General features: G+C 62.6%; 23 protein-coding genes and 1 other RNA gene. 12 read left to right on the forward strand and 12 right to left on the reverse strand.

Features of this window, described 5'->3' with window-relative positions; genetic code table 11:
* Positions 1 to 75 precede the first annotated feature (75 nt).
* The 6 genes from ssrS to NKJ00_RS06150 all read left to right on the forward strand — a co-directional run bounded on the left by ssrS (position 76) and on the right by NKJ00_RS06150 (position 3,286).
* Positions 76 to 231, forward strand: a non-coding RNA gene (gene ssrS / locus NKJ00_RS06125) — 6S RNA.
* Between the two features lie 96 nt (positions 232 to 327).
* Entirely contained in the window at positions 328 to 915 is a 588-nt protein-coding gene (locus NKJ00_RS06130; RefSeq protein ID WP_128305328.1) for a 5-formyltetrahydrofolate cyclo-ligase, read from the forward strand.
* 69 nt (positions 916 to 984) lie between these two features.
* Positions 985 to 1,809, forward strand: a complete 825-nt coding sequence (locus NKJ00_RS06135) for a TIGR00282 family metallophosphoesterase (protein WP_023811815.1) — start codon at positions 985 to 987, stop codon at positions 1,807 to 1,809.
* A 74-nt stretch (positions 1,810 to 1,883) separates the two neighbouring features.
* Positions 1,884 to 2,651: a TerC family protein gene (locus NKJ00_RS06140; protein WP_031213449.1), complete on the forward strand. Its 768-nt coding sequence runs from the start codon at positions 1,884 to 1,886 to the stop codon at positions 2,649 to 2,651.
* Positions 2,652 to 2,730: 79 nt separating this feature from the next.
* Positions 2,731 to 3,018: a BrnT family toxin gene (locus tag NKJ00_RS06145; RefSeq protein ID WP_081734874.1), complete on the forward strand. Its 288-nt coding sequence runs from the start codon at positions 2,731 to 2,733 to the stop codon at positions 3,016 to 3,018.
* Positions 2,999 to 3,286: a BrnA antitoxin family protein gene (locus tag NKJ00_RS06150; RefSeq protein WP_023811818.1), complete on the forward strand. Its 288-nt coding sequence runs from the start codon at positions 2,999 to 3,001 to the stop codon at positions 3,284 to 3,286. The genes NKJ00_RS06145 and NKJ00_RS06150 overlap by 20 nt, the downstream gene beginning before the upstream one ends.
* Before the next feature lie 6 nt (positions 3,287 to 3,292).
* Here the strand turns inward: NKJ00_RS06150 and NKJ00_RS06155 are convergent, their stop codons facing one another.
* The 4 genes from NKJ00_RS06155 to NKJ00_RS06170 are packed head-to-tail and all read right to left on the reverse strand — an operon-like array spanning position 3,293 to position 5,119.
* The gene (locus tag NKJ00_RS06155) at positions 3,293 to 3,760 is read right to left on the reverse strand and encodes an SRPBCC family protein (protein WP_352629170.1); all 468 of its coding nucleotides are present in this window, start codon (positions 3,758 to 3,760) and stop codon (positions 3,293 to 3,295) included.
* 26 nt (positions 3,761 to 3,786) lie between these two features.
* Positions 3,787 to 4,149 carry a glyoxalase/bleomycin resistance/dioxygenase family protein gene (locus NKJ00_RS06160; RefSeq protein ID WP_023811820.1) on the reverse strand — a complete coding sequence of 121 codons (363 nt, stop codon included), beginning with the start codon at positions 4,147 to 4,149 and terminating at the stop codon, positions 3,787 to 3,789.
* Positions 4,088 to 4,594 (reverse strand): VOC family protein, encoded by a 507-nt coding sequence (locus NKJ00_RS06165; protein ID WP_352629172.1) that lies wholly within the window; start codon positions 4,592 to 4,594, stop codon positions 4,088 to 4,090. Before NKJ00_RS06165 ends, NKJ00_RS06160 begins: the two co-directional genes overlap by 62 nt.
* Positions 4,595 to 4,639: 45 nt before the next feature.
* Complete coding sequence (locus tag NKJ00_RS06170; protein WP_352629174.1) at positions 4,640 to 5,119, reverse strand: SRPBCC domain-containing protein; 480 nt, start codon at positions 5,117 to 5,119, stop codon at positions 4,640 to 4,642.
* Between the two features lie 52 nt (positions 5,120 to 5,171).
* Between NKJ00_RS06170 and NKJ00_RS06175 the strand changes: the two genes are divergently transcribed.
* The 3 genes from NKJ00_RS06175 to NKJ00_RS06185 all read left to right on the forward strand — a co-directional run bounded on the left by NKJ00_RS06175 (position 5,172) and on the right by NKJ00_RS06185 (position 6,769).
* Complete coding sequence (locus NKJ00_RS06175; RefSeq protein ID WP_352629176.1) at positions 5,172 to 5,495, forward strand: ArsR/SmtB family transcription factor; 324 nt, start codon at positions 5,172 to 5,174, stop codon at positions 5,493 to 5,495.
* A 214-nt stretch (positions 5,496 to 5,709) separates the two neighbouring features.
* The gene (locus NKJ00_RS06180) at positions 5,710 to 6,459 is read left to right on the forward strand and encodes a YebC/PmpR family DNA-binding transcriptional regulator (RefSeq protein WP_352440974.1); all 750 of its coding nucleotides are present in this window, start codon (positions 5,710 to 5,712) and stop codon (positions 6,457 to 6,459) included.
* A gap of 13 nt (positions 6,460 to 6,472) precedes the next feature.
* Entirely contained in the window at positions 6,473 to 6,769 is a 297-nt protein-coding gene (locus NKJ00_RS06185) for an Rdx family protein (protein WP_352440973.1), read from the forward strand.
* Positions 6,770 to 6,787: 18 nt separating this feature from the next.
* Here NKJ00_RS06185 and NKJ00_RS06190 read toward each other — a convergent pair whose 3' ends face one another.
* Entirely contained in the window at positions 6,788 to 6,949 is a 162-nt protein-coding gene (locus NKJ00_RS06190; protein WP_502895188.1) for a glycine zipper domain-containing protein, read from the reverse strand.
* A gap of 5 nt (positions 6,950 to 6,954) precedes the next feature.
* A complete protein-coding gene (locus NKJ00_RS06195) occupies positions 6,955 to 7,434 on the reverse strand; it encodes an anthrone oxygenase family protein (RefSeq protein WP_352554264.1) in 480 nt (159 codons plus the stop codon).
* 128 nt (positions 7,435 to 7,562) lie between these two features.
* Between NKJ00_RS06195 and NKJ00_RS06200 the strand changes: the two genes are divergently transcribed.
* Positions 7,563 to 8,204: a TetR family transcriptional regulator gene (locus NKJ00_RS06200; protein WP_352629178.1), complete on the forward strand. Its 642-nt coding sequence runs from the start codon at positions 7,563 to 7,565 to the stop codon at positions 8,202 to 8,204.
* 63 nt (positions 8,205 to 8,267) lie between these two features.
* On the opposite strand, the gene rpmE is transcribed toward NKJ00_RS06200, so the two are convergent.
* A complete protein-coding gene (gene rpmE / locus NKJ00_RS06205) occupies positions 8,268 to 8,489 on the reverse strand; it encodes a 50S ribosomal protein L31 (RefSeq protein ID WP_023811830.1) in 222 nt (73 codons plus the stop codon).
* A 206-nt stretch (positions 8,490 to 8,695) separates the two neighbouring features.
* Between rpmE and NKJ00_RS06210 the strand changes: the two genes are divergently transcribed.
* Positions 8,696 to 10,495 (forward strand): ABC transporter transmembrane domain-containing protein, encoded by a 1,800-nt coding sequence (locus NKJ00_RS06210; RefSeq protein ID WP_352629180.1) that lies wholly within the window; start codon positions 8,696 to 8,698, stop codon positions 10,493 to 10,495.
* Between the two features lie 31 nt (positions 10,496 to 10,526).
* Here NKJ00_RS06210 and NKJ00_RS06215 read toward each other — a convergent pair whose 3' ends face one another.
* Complete coding sequence (locus tag NKJ00_RS06215; protein WP_352629182.1) at positions 10,527 to 12,014, reverse strand: carboxypeptidase M32; 1,488 nt, start codon at positions 12,012 to 12,014, stop codon at positions 10,527 to 10,529.
* Positions 12,015 to 12,156: 142 nt separating this feature from the next.
* Here NKJ00_RS06215 and NKJ00_RS06220 point away from each other — a divergent pair, with 142 nt between their 5' ends.
* Positions 12,157 to 12,510, forward strand: a complete 354-nt coding sequence (locus NKJ00_RS06220) for a DUF1304 domain-containing protein (protein ID WP_352554260.1) — start codon at positions 12,157 to 12,159, stop codon at positions 12,508 to 12,510.
* A 58-nt stretch (positions 12,511 to 12,568) separates the two neighbouring features.
* On the opposite strand, the gene NKJ00_RS06225 is transcribed toward NKJ00_RS06220, so the two are convergent.
* The 4 genes from NKJ00_RS06225 to trhA form a co-directional block, all read right to left on the reverse strand.
* Positions 12,569 to 12,997 carry a hypothetical protein gene (locus tag NKJ00_RS06225; RefSeq protein ID WP_352629184.1) on the reverse strand — a complete coding sequence of 143 codons (429 nt, stop codon included), beginning with the start codon at positions 12,995 to 12,997 and terminating at the stop codon, positions 12,569 to 12,571.
* A gap of 248 nt (positions 12,998 to 13,245) precedes the next feature.
* Positions 13,246 to 14,277, reverse strand: coding sequence for a peptidoglycan -binding protein (locus NKJ00_RS06230; RefSeq protein ID WP_352629186.1), 1,032 nt, complete (start codon positions 14,275 to 14,277; stop codon positions 13,246 to 13,248).
* Position 14,278: 1 nt separating this feature from the next.
* Positions 14,279 to 15,304, reverse strand: a complete 1,026-nt coding sequence (locus NKJ00_RS06235) for a MotA/TolQ/ExbB proton channel family protein (RefSeq protein WP_013529124.1) — start codon at positions 15,302 to 15,304, stop codon at positions 14,279 to 14,281.
* Between the two features lie 108 nt (positions 15,305 to 15,412).
* Positions 15,413 to 16,099, reverse strand: a complete 687-nt coding sequence (gene trhA / locus NKJ00_RS06240) for a PAQR family membrane homeostasis protein TrhA (RefSeq protein WP_352629188.1) — start codon at positions 16,097 to 16,099, stop codon at positions 15,413 to 15,415.
* Positions 16,100 to 16,155: the final 56 nt, after the last annotated feature.

Here is a 16,155-nt window from a genome sequence, read left to right on the forward strand (position 1 = left end):
AATGGGCTTGAACCCTGATGGAAACATATGCCCGTCTCACTGGCGCTTAGCCGGCCGGCAGCCTATATTGGGCGGGACGGTCTGTGCTTCCCGGCAGGAGAACATTTTCCCCGGGGCCTTAACGATCCTTAGGGAGCTGTCCCTGGGAAGACCCGTGGGTTTTCTCACACGGCGCCCACCTACTTTGTAGGTTCCCGGGATCGCTCTCTCCACCGGTTGTGTGGATCGTCACTTATTGCCACGCGTCCCGCATTTCGGTGGATGATTGCGGTGGAAAACGTCGCTCCCAAAACTCCATCCAGATCTGACCTTTTCTACCCTGGCTGCATGACCTCTCTCAAAGACCTGAAAAAGCAACTTCGCCGTGAGGCCCTCGGACGCCGCGATGCGCTCGATGAGTTCTGGCGGGTGGAGGTCGCGCTTGAAATGGCAGAGACGGCACGCGATCATCTCCATGTCGAGCCAGGCCAGATCGTTTCCGGCTTCTGGCCGATGCGTTCTGAAGTCGACGTTCGGCCGTTGATGTTTGCCTTGCGTGAAAAGGGCGCGCGGCTTTGCCTGCCGGCCATTCTCGACAAGACCACCATTGTCTTTCGCGAACTGGTGCGCGGCGCGCCGATGGTCGAGATGGGTTTCGGCACGGTCGGCCCTCACGAGGAAGCCGAGGTGCTCGACCCCTCTGTGATGCTGGTGCCGCTCGCCGCTTTCGATGCGCGCGGCCATCGCATCGGCTATGGTGCCGGCTATTACGACCGCGCCATCGCCAAGCTGATCGACAAGGGACAGCCGCCGCGGCTGGTCGGCATCGCCTTCGACTGCCAGGAGGTGGCAATGGTGCCGGATGAGGAACATGACGTCGTCATTCCGGAAATACTGACCGAGAGCGGGTTGCGCCGCTTCGCGCCAAAATTGTAGATAAGTACAAGGGACGCATGATCTTCACTGGCGTCATGCAGCTTTCGCTGACCTTCGGTGCGGGATCATATGAGACTTCTCTTCCTCGGTGACATGGTTGGAAAGACAGGACGGACGGCGGTGTGGGAACAACTGCCCGGCCTGATCTCCGACTTCAAACTCGATTTCGTCATCGTCAATGGCGAGAACGCCGCGGGCGGCTTCGGCATCACCGAAGATATCTTTCGCGAGACGATCGCCGCTGGTGCTGATGTCGTCACCACCGGCAACCATGTCTGGGACCAACGCGACGCGCTCGCCTTCGCGCCGCGCGAAGAGCGCTTCCTGCGTCCCTCCAACTTTCCCAAGGGCACGCCCGGGCGCGGCTCCGGTGTCTATATCGCCAGGAGCGGCGCGCGCGTGCTGGTCGCCAACATCATGGGCCGGGTGTTCATGCATCCCGAGCTCGACGATCCGTTCCAGGCCGGCGAACGCGAGCTTGCCGCCTGTCCGCTCGGCGAGCAGGCGGATGCCGTGATTATCGACTTCCACGCCGAGGCGACCTCGGAAAAGATGTGCTTCGCGCATTTCGTCGACGGCCGCGCCAGCCTCGTCGTCGGCACCCACACCCACCAGCCGACCGGCGATCACCAGGTCCTCAACGGCGGCACCGGTTATATGTCCGACGCCGGCATGTGCGGGGACTACGATTCCTCGCTCGGCATGGACAAGGAGGAGCCGCTCAACCGGTTCCTGTCGAAGGTGCCGAAAGGCCGCTTCGAGGCGGCGACCGGACCGGCGACCTTGTGCGGCGTTGGCGTCGATATTTCCGACCGCACAGGGCTGACCGAGCGGATCGCGCCGTTTCGTCGCGGGCCACGGCTGGAAGAAACCGCACCGTCCTTCTGGTCCTGACATTGATATAGGCACGCTTAGTACCTAACTGCCGGCGACACTGCTCTAGATCGTTAAAAGAGGGGACGACCTCCATGCAGCTCATCGAATTCCTGGCGCCGCATTTCCAATTCGTGTCCGACCCGACCGCCTGGGTCGCGCTGCTGACGCTGATTGTGCTCGAGGTCGTGCTCGGCATCGACAACCTGATCTTCATCTCGATCCTGACCAACAAGCTGCCGGAAGCACAACGGGCCCGTGCCCGCCGGCTCGGCATCTCGGCGGCGCTGATCATGCGGCTGGTGCTGCTGGCCACCATTTCGATCATCGTCCAGCTGACCACGCCGGTGTTCACGGCCTTCGGCCACGGTTTTTCCTGGCGCGACCTGATCCTGATTGCCGGCGGCCTGTTCCTGGTCTGGAAGGCGACCAAGGAGATCCATCACACGGTCGATCCCGACGACCACAAGGATACGATGATGGGCGAGACGCTGCAGATCAGCCTTGCCGGCGCGATCTTCCAGATCCTGCTGCTCGACCTGGTCTTCTCGATCGATTCGATCATCACCGCCGTCGGCATGACCGACGAGATCGCCATCATGTACATCGCCGTGATCGTGGCGGTGAGCGTGATGATGCTGGCGGCCGGGCCGCTGGCCAACTTCATCGCCAAGAACCCGAGCATTGTCATGCTGGCGCTGGGCTTCCTTCTGATGATCGGCATGACACTGATCGCAGACGGCATGGGCTACCATGTGCCCAAGGGCTACATCTATGCGGCGATGGGCTTTTCGGCATTGGTCGAGGGACTCAACATGCTGGCGCGGCGACGTAGGAAGGCGAAATCGGGTGGCGGGCACTGAGCTTGGGCTTGGGCGCATGCCGCGTTTGGATTGACTTTTACGGATTTGTACATACAATACTGTAGTCGATGGTGCTACTTTGCAGTTTGAATGGGATCCTGAAAAAGCGAGGCGCAATCTTGCCAAGCACGGCATCGCCTTTGATCTTGCACGAAAGGTGTTCGATGATCCGCTCCATCTCATCGTGCCTGACCGGTTTGAAGATGGTGAGCAACGATGGCACGCGATCGGGATGATTGAGGCTGTCGCGGTATTGCTGGTTGTGCATACCTACCCCGGTCGCGAAGATGAAGAACGGGTTCGGATCGTTGGTGCTCGGAAAGCGACAACGCATGAAAGGAAGCGCTATGAACAGGAAGGACCTTAGCCAGGATCTGCGCAATCAACTTGCCAAGCTGGCCGATTTGCCCGACAGCGAGATTGATACCTCGGACATTCCAGAAGCTCCGGCCGAGAACTGGATTCATGCTCGCCGTGGACATCTTTACCGACCACTCAAGCAGCCGGTCACCATTAGGCTCGATGCCGATGTGCTATCCTGGTTTAAGGAACATGTCGGAGGCGGTGGCTATCAAACCGAAATCAATCGCGTACTTCGCCATCATGTGACCGAACAGGAAAAGCGGCGAGGTTGATCCGATTTAGTTAGCCGGCACGCCCTTCGGGTGGCGGTCGCCGATCAGGCCGAGCGTCAGGCCCTGCTCAAGCCAGACCTTGGCGCCGGCCAGCACGAGCGTGAAGCCGCCGGTTGAGCCGATGGCTTCTTTTACCTGCTCGTCGCCATTGCCGGCAAAGCCGAAGTTGCGAACCTCGAGAAAGGTCGTACCGCCTGGCATTTCGGTGAAGCTCCAGACCACGGTGGTTGGCGGATCGCTCCATTGCATGACGATCTTTTCATTCGCGACGATCTCGCTGACGTCGATGGTCGTCGAGACACCGTACATGCGCCACTCCCAGAGGACTTGCTTGCCGCTGTCCAGCCGGCCGCTGCCATGGGTGAACCAGAATTTCGTGGTTGTGGCCGGATCGACGATGGCCTCGAATACATCGGCGACAGGCCGCCGGATCAGCATGCCGGCCGCGGCGGTTGGCTTTTCGCGGATGTCCATCGGATGCTCCTTTCGAGGCTTGGCGTTCACCAGGCGTCCGGTTCGCGCAGCATGTGGATGATGTTGGCGGGGTTGGTGATCCAGCCGCCGCGGAAGCCCTCGCCCAGTGGCTCGATGGCATCGCAACGCACAACGCCAGCCTTGGCTAAATGATCCGCAGCCATGGGGAAATCCTTGGTGAACAGCTCCAGCCACACTTCGGCGTGGCTCATCATCGGCGCCTTATCGATCCACAAGCGGTTGGGGCCAAGCTCGAAGCCGATGGCCGGTGCCTTGTCTGTAAAGGGCTTCAGGCCGACGACGTCGCGGTAGAAGGCGATCGTCGCCTCATACTGGTGCGGCGGCACCTTCATGGCGATGTTGATGCCGCCGGTGATTGTCGCGGTCATTGCTGGCTCCCTTGTCGTGTTCAGCTGTTGTTGGTCGCCCTTGCCCAGGCTGGTTATGCGAGATTGACCTGCCAGGAGACCCCGAACCTGTCGTTGAGCCATGCGAAACGGAAGCTGAAGCCGTAATTGTCGGCGGCATCAGAAATCCACCGTCCTTGGCCAGTGTCTCGACAATCCGGTCCAGTTCGTCCTCGGCGGAACAGTCCACATACAGCGAGACCGACGGCGTGAAGGTGAAAGCGTGGTTGACGGGGGTATTGAAGATCATGACTTCCAGGCCGGCGATCGACACGCGCGCAAGCTTGACCGTGCCGTCCGGGCCGTCTTCGCCGGGGCCGTAGCGTGTGACGTCAAGGACGCTGCTGCCGGGAATGGTCTCGCAATAGAGGGTCATTGCCTCTTCGGCCTTGCCCTCGAACATCAGGAATGGCGTTACTTTCTTCATCGTTGACCTCCGTCTTGCTCCCTGGCGCTCAGATATGGGGGCCGCTCAGATATTGGTCTCGTTGGCGGGTTCGCCCTTCATCTCGCTGCGGTAGTAGCCGTCGCGCAAATTGATGCCGTACTCGACATAGGCCTTCATGCAGGCCAGCATCTGCGACCAGCCCTCGCAATTGAGGTAGGACTTCTTCAGGCCGACCGCGCCTTCCTGCCAACCGCTCTCGGCGATGGTGACGAAGGTGCCGCCATCGTCCAGCGGCTCGAAATTCATCTCGATGCGGGTCTTGTAGGCGGGTTTGCCGTCGTCGGTGGCATCCCAGCGCAGCACGATGCGGCTGTCCTTGACCACTTCGTCGACCTCGACCGGCACCTTGCCCCACCAGACGACGCTGGCGCCAGCTTTCCGCGGGGCGCTGGCGCCGCCGATCGTGGTGAAATAGCCGCTCAGTTTCTTCGGATTGACGACCGCGTCGAAGACGTCGGCGACCGGCTTGCCGATGCGTCCGGAAACGCTGAATCCAAGTGACATATCCACAACTCCTTCCCTTGATCGGCCCAACAATATGTTATAGAAACATAACATGTCAAGCCGATCGCAAGACGACAATGTTTTCAAGGCGCTGGCGCATCCGCGCCGGCGTGAAATACTGGATCAGCTGAAGGACACGCCGAAGACGACCGGCATGCTGTGCGAGGCCTTTCCCGACATCGATCGCTGCACCGTCATGCTGCATCTCAACGTATTGGAGGAGGCCGACCTGATCGTTGCGCGGCGCGACGGCCGCGAGCGCTGGAACCATCTCAACGCGCTGCCGATCAAGCAGATCCATGATCGCTGGATCAGCCAGTATGCCGGTCATGCGCTCAGCATCATCGACCGGCTGAAGTCGGATCTCGAGGCGTGAGCGGTCGCAGCATGCCATGCAGTGCCATGTCTTGCGCGGTGCGGCTGGACGAATTGAGCCGATTTATCTATAAGCCGGCCATTCCGACAGAGAACGCCGTGCTTCCACGAGTTGCACCTGGGACGCTCTGAAATTTTGAATTCGGGCATTGCGGCAGACGAGGTCAGATCACTTCGCTTCGGGATGCTCTAGCCGAGAAGACGACAGGGGTGCCATGGCTGGCCATTCACAGTTCAAGAACATCATGCACCGCAAGGGCCGCCAGGATGCGGTGCGGTCGAAAATGTTTTCCAAGCTGGCGCGCGAAATCACCGTCGCCGCCAAGAGCGGGACGCCCGATCCATCGATGAACCCGCGCTTGCGCCTTGCGATCCAGAACGCCAAGGCGGTGTCGATGCCGAAGGACAACATCCAGCGTGCCGTCAACAAGGCCTCGATGGGCGACGCCGAGAACTACGAAGCCGTGCGGTATGAGGGCTATGGCCCGGGCGGCGTCGCGGTCATCGTCGAAGCGCTGACCGACAACCGTAACCGTTCGGCGTCGAATGTGCGCGCCGCCTTTACCAAGGCCGGCGGAGCGCTCGGTGAAACCGGCTCGGTGTCGTTCATGTGGGACCGTGCCGGCGAAATCTACTATCCGGCCTCCGCAGGCAGTGCCGACAAGGTCATGGACGCGGCAATCGAAGCCGGCGCCGATGATGTCGAGTCGGATGAGGAAGGCCACACGATCTATTGCGCCTTCGAAAATCTCGGCGAGGTCTCGAAGGCGCTGGAAGGCGCACTCGGCGAGGCGGAATCGGTGAAGCTGATCTGGAAGCCGCAAAACAATGTTCCGGTCGACGAGGACCGGGCACAGTCGCTGATGAAGCTGGTTGCCACGCTCGAGGACGACGACGACGTGCAGAGCGTCTACGCCAACTTTGAAGTCGACGACGAGACCATGGCCAAGCTCAGCGCGGCATGAGCGGAAGCCCGGCATGAGCGAGCAGATACTCCCCGCCATCCGCATCACCTACTGCACGCAGTGCCATTGGCTGCTGCGCGCCGGCTGGATGGCTCAGGAACTGCTGTCGACCTTCGGCACCGATCTCGGCGAGGTGACATTGGTGCCCGGCACTGGGGGCATCTTCACCATCAGCTGCAATGACGTGCTGGTCTGGGACCGCAAGCGCGACGGCGGTTTTCCGGACGCGGCCAAACTGAAGCAACTGGTCCGCGACGTCATCGACCCGGATCGCGACCTCGGTCATTCCGATCGGAAGACAAAGGCGTAGAGGTCGCCGGCGCTGCCGTCACTTGCGTGGCCACGCACCGAAGGCGGCGCCAATCGCAATACCCACGGCGACGCCCATCGGAAGGTCATCCAGAGCGGTGCCGATCGCGGCACCGACACCAACTCCGATTGCCATGCCGAAGGCCATATTTGCGTATTGATCCTTCATCGGTCGCTCCATCGTCGTCAACGCGTGGCGAACCAGAAGGATGCCAGCGCGGCCATGCCGCTGATGGCGCGGACATGGTTCCACATCACCCATTCATTGAGGTAGCGTGGCCACAGGGCTGCGCCATTGCTGCTGGCTGGATCGACGGCGGCGAGCGCATCATTCAGCGGGACGTTGAAGATCATCGTCACCACCACGATGCCGATGAGATAGAGCAGGCTGCCGGCAATCAGCCAGAGCGAACCCGGCTGGCTCCAGCCAATCACCGCACCGATGGCGACAACGATGCAGACGAGCGCCGTGCCGAACAGCGCTGTCATGAACAGCGGGGTCACAGCTGTGACATTGATCGAATTCATCGCGGCAATGCCGCTTGCGGCCGGCATGCGGGCGAGGCCCGGCATGACGAAGCTGGAGAAAGCAAAGAAGACGCCGCCGACGACGCCTGAGCCGAGTGCGGCAATGAAGATGAGGGTGGGAAGAAGTTTCGCGATCATGTCATTTGCTCCATATGCCCGTTATGTTTTCCTTCGCGCCAAAACATGAATAATCCTCACGTTTGCAAAACGTGATAAACCCTCGTATTTTGTGAGTCAAGCGATTTTGATGCATTTGGAGTCAGTCATTGGAAGACACGGCAGCCCCCGTTTCCCCGCAGGAGCAGGTTGCTTCACCGCGCCGGGCGCCGAGCCAGCAGCGCAGCCGCGAGCGGGTCGAGCGCATGCTGGCGGCTGCCTCGGCGCTGATCGCCGAGCAAGGCAGCGATGCCATGCGCATGGGAGAAGTGGCGGAACGGGCCGGTGTGTCGATCGGCTCGCTCTACCAGTTCTTTCCGGACAAGCGGGCGATCATCTGGGCGCTGGCCGAGCGCTACACCGCCGAAAGCCAAGCCTGCATCTCGGCGGCACTCGCCGGCGTCAGCGACGCCGAAGGCCTGCAGTCCGCGTTTTCAGAGTTAGTCGACATCTATTACCGGCTGTTCCTGACCGAGCCGGTGATGCGCGACATCTGGTCGGGCACGCAGGCCGACAAGGCGCTGCGCCAACTCGAACTCGCCGACAGCCGCGCCAACGCCGAATTCCTCACCGCGGTGCTGAAACGGCTGCGGCCGGCGGTCGATCCGGCGACACTGGAAACCACGGCGTTTCTGGTCTGGCAGATGGGCGAGGCCGCCATGCGGCTGGCGATCTCGGTTGAGCGCCAGGAGGGCGACAGGCTGATCGCCGCCTACAAGCGCATGGCGCTAAGGGAATTGCTGGCCGAGTAGCGCCGCGCCGCAACAAAAAACCCGCCACAAGGACGGGTTTTCGATCTGTGAAAGCTCGTTGAGTTAGATGCCGAAACCTTCGAAACGCTTCTTGAACTTCGACAGGCGGCCGCCGCGGTCGAGCAGGGTCTGCTGGCCGCCGGTCCAGGCCGGGTGGGTGGTCGGGTCGATATCGAGGTTCATCGTATCGCCTTCCTTGCCCCAGGTCGAACGGGTCGTGTATTCGGTGCCATCGGTCATGACGACCTTGATGGTGTGGTAGTCGGGATGAATAGCGCTCTTCATGGCTCGGTTCCTGGCTTGACGGCGCTGCCGACGGGCATAAGCCTGCGTCGATGCGCCTCTTTTTAAAACTCGAAGCCGCAGCTATTGAGGAGCCACGGCTTCTAAAACGGTCGGCGAGCCTATACATCAGCCGGAATTGAATCACAAGGCCGCGGCAAGCGCATATTGAGGCGTAGACCCCAAGGGCGGCTGGAGGAAACATCGGGATGGCGCAAATCACCAGCGCAGACGAGCGCCGGCGTTCGCTCAAGCCGCTCCGGCGCCTGTTCCCGTACATCACGCACTATCGCACACTGGTCGTCGGCGCCATTATCTCGCTGGTCATCGCGGCGGCAACCACGCTGGCGCTGCCGCTGGCGGTGCGACGCATGATCGATCATGGCTTCTCGTCGGCCAGCACCACCTTCATCGCCGAATATTTCGCCGCTCTGGTGGCGATGGCCGCCGTGCTGGCGGCAGCATCGGCCGGCCGCTACTATTTCGTCATCACGCTGGGCGAGCGCGTCGTCGCCGATATCCGGCGCGATGTGTTTGCCCATGTGACGACGCTGTCGCCTGCCTTTTTCGACACCGCCCAGTCGGGCGAGATCGTGTCGCGGCTTGCCGCCGACACGACGCAGGTCAAGTCGGCGGTCGGAGCGACGGCCTCGGTGGCGCTGCGCAACGTAATCCTCGGTCTTGGCGCGGTGGGGATGATGGTCATCACCAGCCCGAAACTGTCAGGCCTCGTCATTGCGGCTATACCCGTCATCGTGCTGCCGCTGGTCGCCTTCGGCCGCTCGGTGCGGCGCAAGTCACGCCAGGCGCAGGATACGCTGGCCGATGCCACGGCCTATGCCAGCGAACAGATCGGCGCGGTGCGCACGCTGCAGGCCTTCACCAATGAGAAGCTGGTCACCGGGCATTTCTCGGCCGCGGTGGAAGCTGCTTTCGAGGCGGCACGCTCCTCGATCTTCGCGCGCTCCTTCCTTACCTTCTTCGCCATTTTCACCATCTTCTCGTCCGTTGTGGCGGTGCTGTGGTTCGGCTCGCGCGACGTGCTCGAAGGCTCGATATCGCCGGGTACGCTCGGCCAGTTCCTGCTCTATTCGGTGTTCGCCGCCGGCGCGCTGGGGGCGCTGTCGGAAGTGTGGGGTGAGCTCGCGCAAGCGGCGGGTGCCGCCGAACGGCTGACCGAGATCCTGGCCGAGAAGCCGGCGATCCAGGCTCCCGCCGATCCGAAACCGCTGCCGGCCGTCGCCAAGGGCGCGATCGTCTTCGACAATGTCTCCTTCTCCTACCCGGCAAGGCCCGACCGCGCCGCCGTGCACGGCTTGAGCTTTCAGGTCATGCCGGGCGAGACGGTGGCGATCGTCGGGCCGTCAGGGGCCGGCAAGAGCACGGTGTTTTCACTGATCCTGCGCTTCTACGATCCCGAAACAGGCAAGATCCTGATCGACGGTGTCGACGTGCGCGAGGCCGATCCCGTTTCGGTCCGCCATCGCATCGCGATCGTGCCGCAGGACGTCACCATTTTCGCGGCAAGCGCGCGTGACAATATCGGTTTCGGCCGGCCGGGAGCCAGCAAGGCCGAAATCGAGACGGCGGCGAAGGATGCACTTGCCGATGAATTCATCCTCAAGCTGGAAAAAGGCTATGACAGCCAGGTCGGTGAGCGCGGCGTGACGCTGTCAGGCGGCCAGCGCCAGCGGGTGGCGATCGCCCGCGCCATCCTGCGCGACGCGCCGATCCTACTGCTCGATGAGGCCACCTCGGCACTCGACGCCGAAAGCGAGACGCTGGTGCAGACCGCGTTGGAACGCCTGATGCAGGGCCGCACCACGATCGTCATCGCCCACCGCCTGGCAACGGTGCTGAAGGCCGACAGGATCCTGGTCATGGATGGCGGCTCGATCGTCGAGGAAGGCACGCATCAGAGCCTTGTCGCCAAGGGCGGCATCTATGCGCGTCTGGCCAAGCTGCAGTTCGAAACCGGCGCCAGCGCCTTCAGAGGCGCGGCGGAGTAGGCAGAAACATCTGCCGCTGTGCCGGCAGCCACTATACGGCTCCGTATCGCTGCTTCAGATGGTTCACGAAATAGGTGGCGTTGAGCTTTTCGCCGGTAGCGCGTTCGAGCAGATCCGGCGTCGACCAGCGTGATCCCTGCGACCAGATTTTTTCGCGGCGCCACTCGTTGATCGCCTTGAAATTGCCTTTGGCGAGATCGTCATCGGCGGCAGGATGATCCCGCGTCAGCGCCGCCCATTGCTGCGCCGCCATCATCGCGCCCAGCGTATAGGAGGGGAAATAGCCGAAGGCGGCCCCTGGCCAATGCACGTCCTGCATCGGCCCGTCGGCGGGATTGTCGATGGTGGAAAGACCGAGGTAATCGCGCATCTTGGCGTCCCAGGCTTCGGGCAGGTCGGCGACCTCCAGCCGGCCCGCGACGAGCTCCTGCTCCAGTTCGTAGCGCAGGATGACATGCAGGGGGTAGGTCACCTCGTCGGCATCGACACGGATCAGGCCGCGCTCGACGCGATGCACATGCGGCAGGATATCGTCGAGCGACCAGGCCTCACCGAGATGCTTTTCAACCACCGGCAGCGCCCAGTTCCAGAAGGCCGGGTTGCGGCCGAGCTGTTTTTCGACGAACAGGCTCTGGCTTTCATGCACGGCCATGCCGCGCGCCTTGCCGAGCGGCCAGTGCGACCATGCCTTGGGCAGGTTCTGTTCGTAGAGCGCATGGCCGGTCTCGTGAAGCACGCCCATCAGCGCCGACAGGAAGTCGGACGTCTTGTAGCGGGTGGTGATGCGCACGTCGCTCGGCACGCCGCCGCAGAAAGGATGGTGCGACACCGACAGCGACCCGTGTGTCAGGTCGAAGCCGACCGCCGCCATCATGGCAAGGCCGAGCTCGCGCTGCCGGTCGATCGCATAGGTGCCTGAGAGCGGCTTCAGCGGGCGCTTGCGCAGCCGCGCGTCCTGGACCGCCAGCGCCTCCGGCACGAAGCTTTTCAGGAAAGCCTTCAGGTCGGTGAAGACTGGCGTGATGTCGGCGGTGCGGTTGCCGGGGTCGTATTGCTCCATCAGCGCGTCATAGGGGGCTAGGTCGAGCACATCGGCACGCAGCGCCGCCTCCTCGCGCACCAGCGCCACGACGCCCTCCAGCGCCGGCTGGAAGCCTGCCCAGTCGTTCTTGCCGCGCAGGCCGCGCCACAGCTGCTCGCAACGCATGCGCGCGGTCGTCTGGCGTTCGACGAATTCGACCGGCAGGCAGGTCAGGTTGGTATATTGGCGCCGCAGTTCCGAGACCGCGGTGCGCTGCTCTTCACCCAACGCTTCCTGCTCTGCCGCGGCGATCCAGTCTGCTATCTCCGGCGCCGTTGCCCTGGTGTGATACATGCCGGCCAGTGCCGACATCGCCTCGGCACGCTTCTCGCCGCCGCCGACGGCCATGTGGGTGGCCTCGTCGGCACCGAGGATGGCCAGCGCATGCTCGAGTGCTTCGAGCTTGTGGCCGAGATTATCGAGTTTCTGAAAGGACATGGCGGCTTCCGTGATTGGGGACGGCGCGAAAAGATACCAACGCAAAGGCGTTGGCAACCCTCAGACGCCGTCCAGCAGATGCACCTTGCGCAGGCGAGGCCGCGCATGAAATGCTGCCGGCAACACATCAAGGGGGGAAAAAATGATCGGCAACATCCTGGTCGGGCTGGTGGCCTTGATCCATGCCTACATCGTCTATCTGGAGATGGTGCTGTGGGACACGCCGCGCGGACACAAGGCTTTCAACCTGACCCGGGAATTCGCCAGTGCCTCGAAAGTGCTCGCCGCCAATCAGGGACTCTACAACGGGTTCCTCGCCGCCGGGCTCATCTGGGGGTTATACCTTGGTGCGGCCGGTTTCCAGGTCAAAGTCTTCTTTCTGGCTTGCGTGGCCATTGCCGGCCTCTATGGCGCGGCAACGGTCGGGCGCAAGATCCTGTTCATCCAGACCGTGCCGGCGGCGGCTGCCCTGATCGCGGTGTGGCTCGGCTGGTAAAAAGGACGCCCGCGGGAGGCCCCCGAAGGCGTCAGGCGGTCCCTTCCTCTTGGACCGTTTAGCCGTTCGGGTAATTGCCGCCGTCGGCGCCGTCGCCGATCAGGAAACCACTGCCGGTATCGATCATCAACCGCTGGTCGACATTGTCGATACGACGCAACAGGTCATGGTATTGCGCGGCCGGTATCCTGCCATGATAGGACGCGGCGACTTTCTCTGCCGCCTGACTGATGTGGGCCGTGCGCATTTCCAGGCGTTCCGCCACGGCCGGGGTGATGTTGTTGGCCTGTCTTGCGTCCACGATGCCCTGCCGGACGCCCTGCACCTGTGCGATAAGCGCCTCGACACGCGGGCCAGTCATGTCGGTCGGATCGGTCGCGTCGAGAGCGCCCTTGTGATGGCCCGCGGCATAGGCACCGGCAAGCGGAACGGCGATGAGGAACGCCGTGAGTGTAGCAGTTCTAAGCGAGGTCTTGAAAGAGCGCATCACGCGTCTCCTCTTGTAGAGGAAAGCGGCGGTTGTCCGCCTGCCTTCCGGCCTTGGGTCGTCCGGTTCCGTCGCGTCGCGATGAGGGGGATTCATCGCCGGCGGTTCTCGGCCCGGGCGGCAAGCTAGGACCGCCCCGCGACAATGTGTAATTAAAAAAAGATAATCTTTTCAGGCCTTGCCGGCCTCGATATGCGCCCTAGAGTTGAGCCGACGAACAAGTTCGCGTGAGTTCGCGTGATCATGGATCAACGTTCGGTGAGCTTCAGTTCAATACGGCGGTTCTTGTTGCGCGCCTCTTCGGTGTCGGCGGGATCGAGCGGCTGGAACTCACCGAAACCGGCGGCGACGAGGCGGTTGGCCGGCACGCCGTTCTCGATCAGGAATTTCACCACCGAGGTCGAACGGGCCGTCGACAGCTCCCAATTGTCGCGGTAACGGCCGGCGCCGGAGAGCGGCTTGTTGTCGGTATGACCGTCGACGCGCAGCACCCAGTTGATCTCGGGCGGGATTTCCTTCTGCAGCTCGATGATGGCGTCGGCGAGTTTTTTCATCTCGACCTTGCCGGCATCGTTGATCACCTCGGAGCCGGTCGGGAACAGCACTTCCGACTGGAAGACGAAGCGGTCGCCGACGATGCGGATGTTCTCGCGGTCGGCGAGGATTTCGCGTAAGCGGCCGAAGAAGTCGGAGCGGTAGCGGTTCAACTCCTGCACGCGCTGTGCCAGTGCGACGTTGAGGCGACGGCCGAGGTCGGCGATCTTGGTGTTTGAATCGCGGTCGCGGATTTCGGAGACGTTGAGCGCATCCTCGAGCGCGCCGATCTGCTTGCGCAGTGCCGCGATCTGCTGGTTGAGGATCTCGACCTGGCTCAGTGCCTGCTGGCTGATCTGGCGCTGGCTGTCGAGTTCGCCGCCGAGCGCCGCGGCGCGCTGGTTGGCGGCGTCGTCGGCGCCCGCACCTTGCGCCAGCAACTGCTGGAGCCGGCTCCTTTCCGCTTCCGCCGCCGACAGCGATGCCTGCAGATTGGCCAGCGAGTCATCCTTGTCCTGCGCCGTCGAGCGCTCCAGCGCCAGCAACTGCGTCAGTTCGTTGATCTGGGAGTTGAGGCGCGAGAGTGCCGTATCCTTGCCGGAGATTTCGCGTCCCAGCAGGAACTGCGCCAGCACGAAGACCGTGAGCAGGAACATGATTGCCAGCAACAACGTCGACAGCGCGTCGACGAAGCCCGGCCAGTAGTCGATGCGGCGATCGGTGCGCCGGCCCCTGGCGAGTGCCACTTCAGTGCACTCCGGGCTTCTTCAGGGCATCGGCGATCTTTTCCAGTGTGTTGCGCATCGCCTTCTGCTCGTCGGACTGGGCTTCGACCCAGTCGCGCATGATCTGCTGTTCCGAGCGCATGTTCTTGACCAGGCCGGAAATGCCGTCGGCGAGATTGGCCATGGCGGTGGCGACGCGCGGGTTGGAGCCGCCGCCATTCTCCTGCATGCTGCGCAGCCGTTCCGACAGCACCCGGATCTCGTCGGAGGATTCGGTCTTGGCCGGGTCGGCGACGACGATGTCCGACGACAGGTCGGTCACCGAGGACAGCCAGTTTTCCAGTTCGGTGTAGAAGCGCGTCTGGGCGCGGCCGGCCTGCAGGTCGAGGAAGCCGAGCACCAGCGAGCCGGAGAGGCCGAACAGCGAGGACGAGAAGGCCGTGCCCATGCCGGCCAGCGGCGCGGAAAGCCCCTGCTTCAGGGAATCGAGCACCGCGGCGGCGTCACCGGTGCCGGGATCGAGCGATTCGATGGTCTCGCGGATCGAGCCGATGGTGTTCAACAGGCCCCAGAAGGTGCCGAGCAGGCCGAGGAACACCAGCAGGCCGACGAGATAGCGCGAGGTGTCGCGGCTTTCGTCGAGGCGGGTGGCGATGGAATCGAGCATGGTGCGCATCGAACTGGTCGAGAAGGCCATCGCCGAGGAACGGCCGATCATCGCCTTCATCGGCGCCAGCAGCACCGGTTCGGTCGTCTCAGAGCCGGCACGGAAGGAGTTGACCCAGCGCACTTCGCGAAACAGTCGCCCGACCTGGGCGAAGGCCAAAAGGATGCCGACCACCAGCACGCCGACGATCAGGCCATTGAGGCCGGGATTGCTGCCAAAGGCGGTCGAGATTTGTCGGGTCAGAATGGCGGCGATGAAGGCGACGATGACCAGGAAGATCACCATGGTCAGCAAAAAGACCTGCGGGCTCGATAGTTTATGCGGGTCGTAGATCAGGACATCAGAACGTCTGCCCATGCCGAAGGATCTGAGAAAAGCCATCCGTGCCCCGTTTCCGATGCCGCCGCCGATCACGTAGACCGCGACTCTAAACGGAATTGTGACCAAATTGAATGGCGCTTGGCAATATTGCCGCGTCGACAGTTTGCGTCAGAGACGATTGATGACCAGACAGTCGACCATGGCGGCCAGATGCAGGCCGGCGCCGGTGACGACGAAACCGTGCCACAGCGCATTGTGGAAGCGCAGCCCCTTCCAGGCGAAGAAGATGACGCCGCAGGAATAGACGATGCCGCCGGCGACGATCAGCGCTATCGATGTCGTCGGTAGCGTCTGGACAAGCGGCTTGACCAGGATGATGCCGCTCCAGCCGATGGCGAGATAGAAGCCGATCGCCAGCCGGTCGAGACGGCCGGGAAAGAACACCTTGATGGCAATGCCCAGCACTGCCGCGGTCCAGACCAGCACGATCATCCAGCGCGCCAGCGGCGAGCCTTCGAGCTGCGCCAGGAAAGGCGTATAGGTCGCGGCGATCAGCAGATAGATCGCGGCGTGGTCGAAACGCCGCAACACCCATTTTGCCGGAGACGACACCGGCCACAGATTGTAGGTCATCGACACCGAGAGCACGGTGAGCAGCGAAACCACGTAGAAGGCGGCGGCGATGTATTCGCCCGGTCCGACACGAAACGCCGCCAGCGCCAGCAGTGCGGAACCGGCCGATATCGCCAGCACGATGCCGACCGCGTGGACGACACCGTCTGCGATCATCTCGGCACGCGAATAGTGCCAGCGTCCGATGAACGGGATATCGGGGTAGGGTTCGTTGTCTCTCACTAAGCCGGGTTCCTGCACCGCGCCCTCCAATTTGGGCGCATGCCGGGCAGTATTTC

Origin of the sequence: Mesorhizobium sp. M0227, from assembly GCF_040321855.1 — a bacterium.
GTDB lineage: Bacteria > Pseudomonadota > Alphaproteobacteria > Rhizobiales > Rhizobiaceae > Mesorhizobium.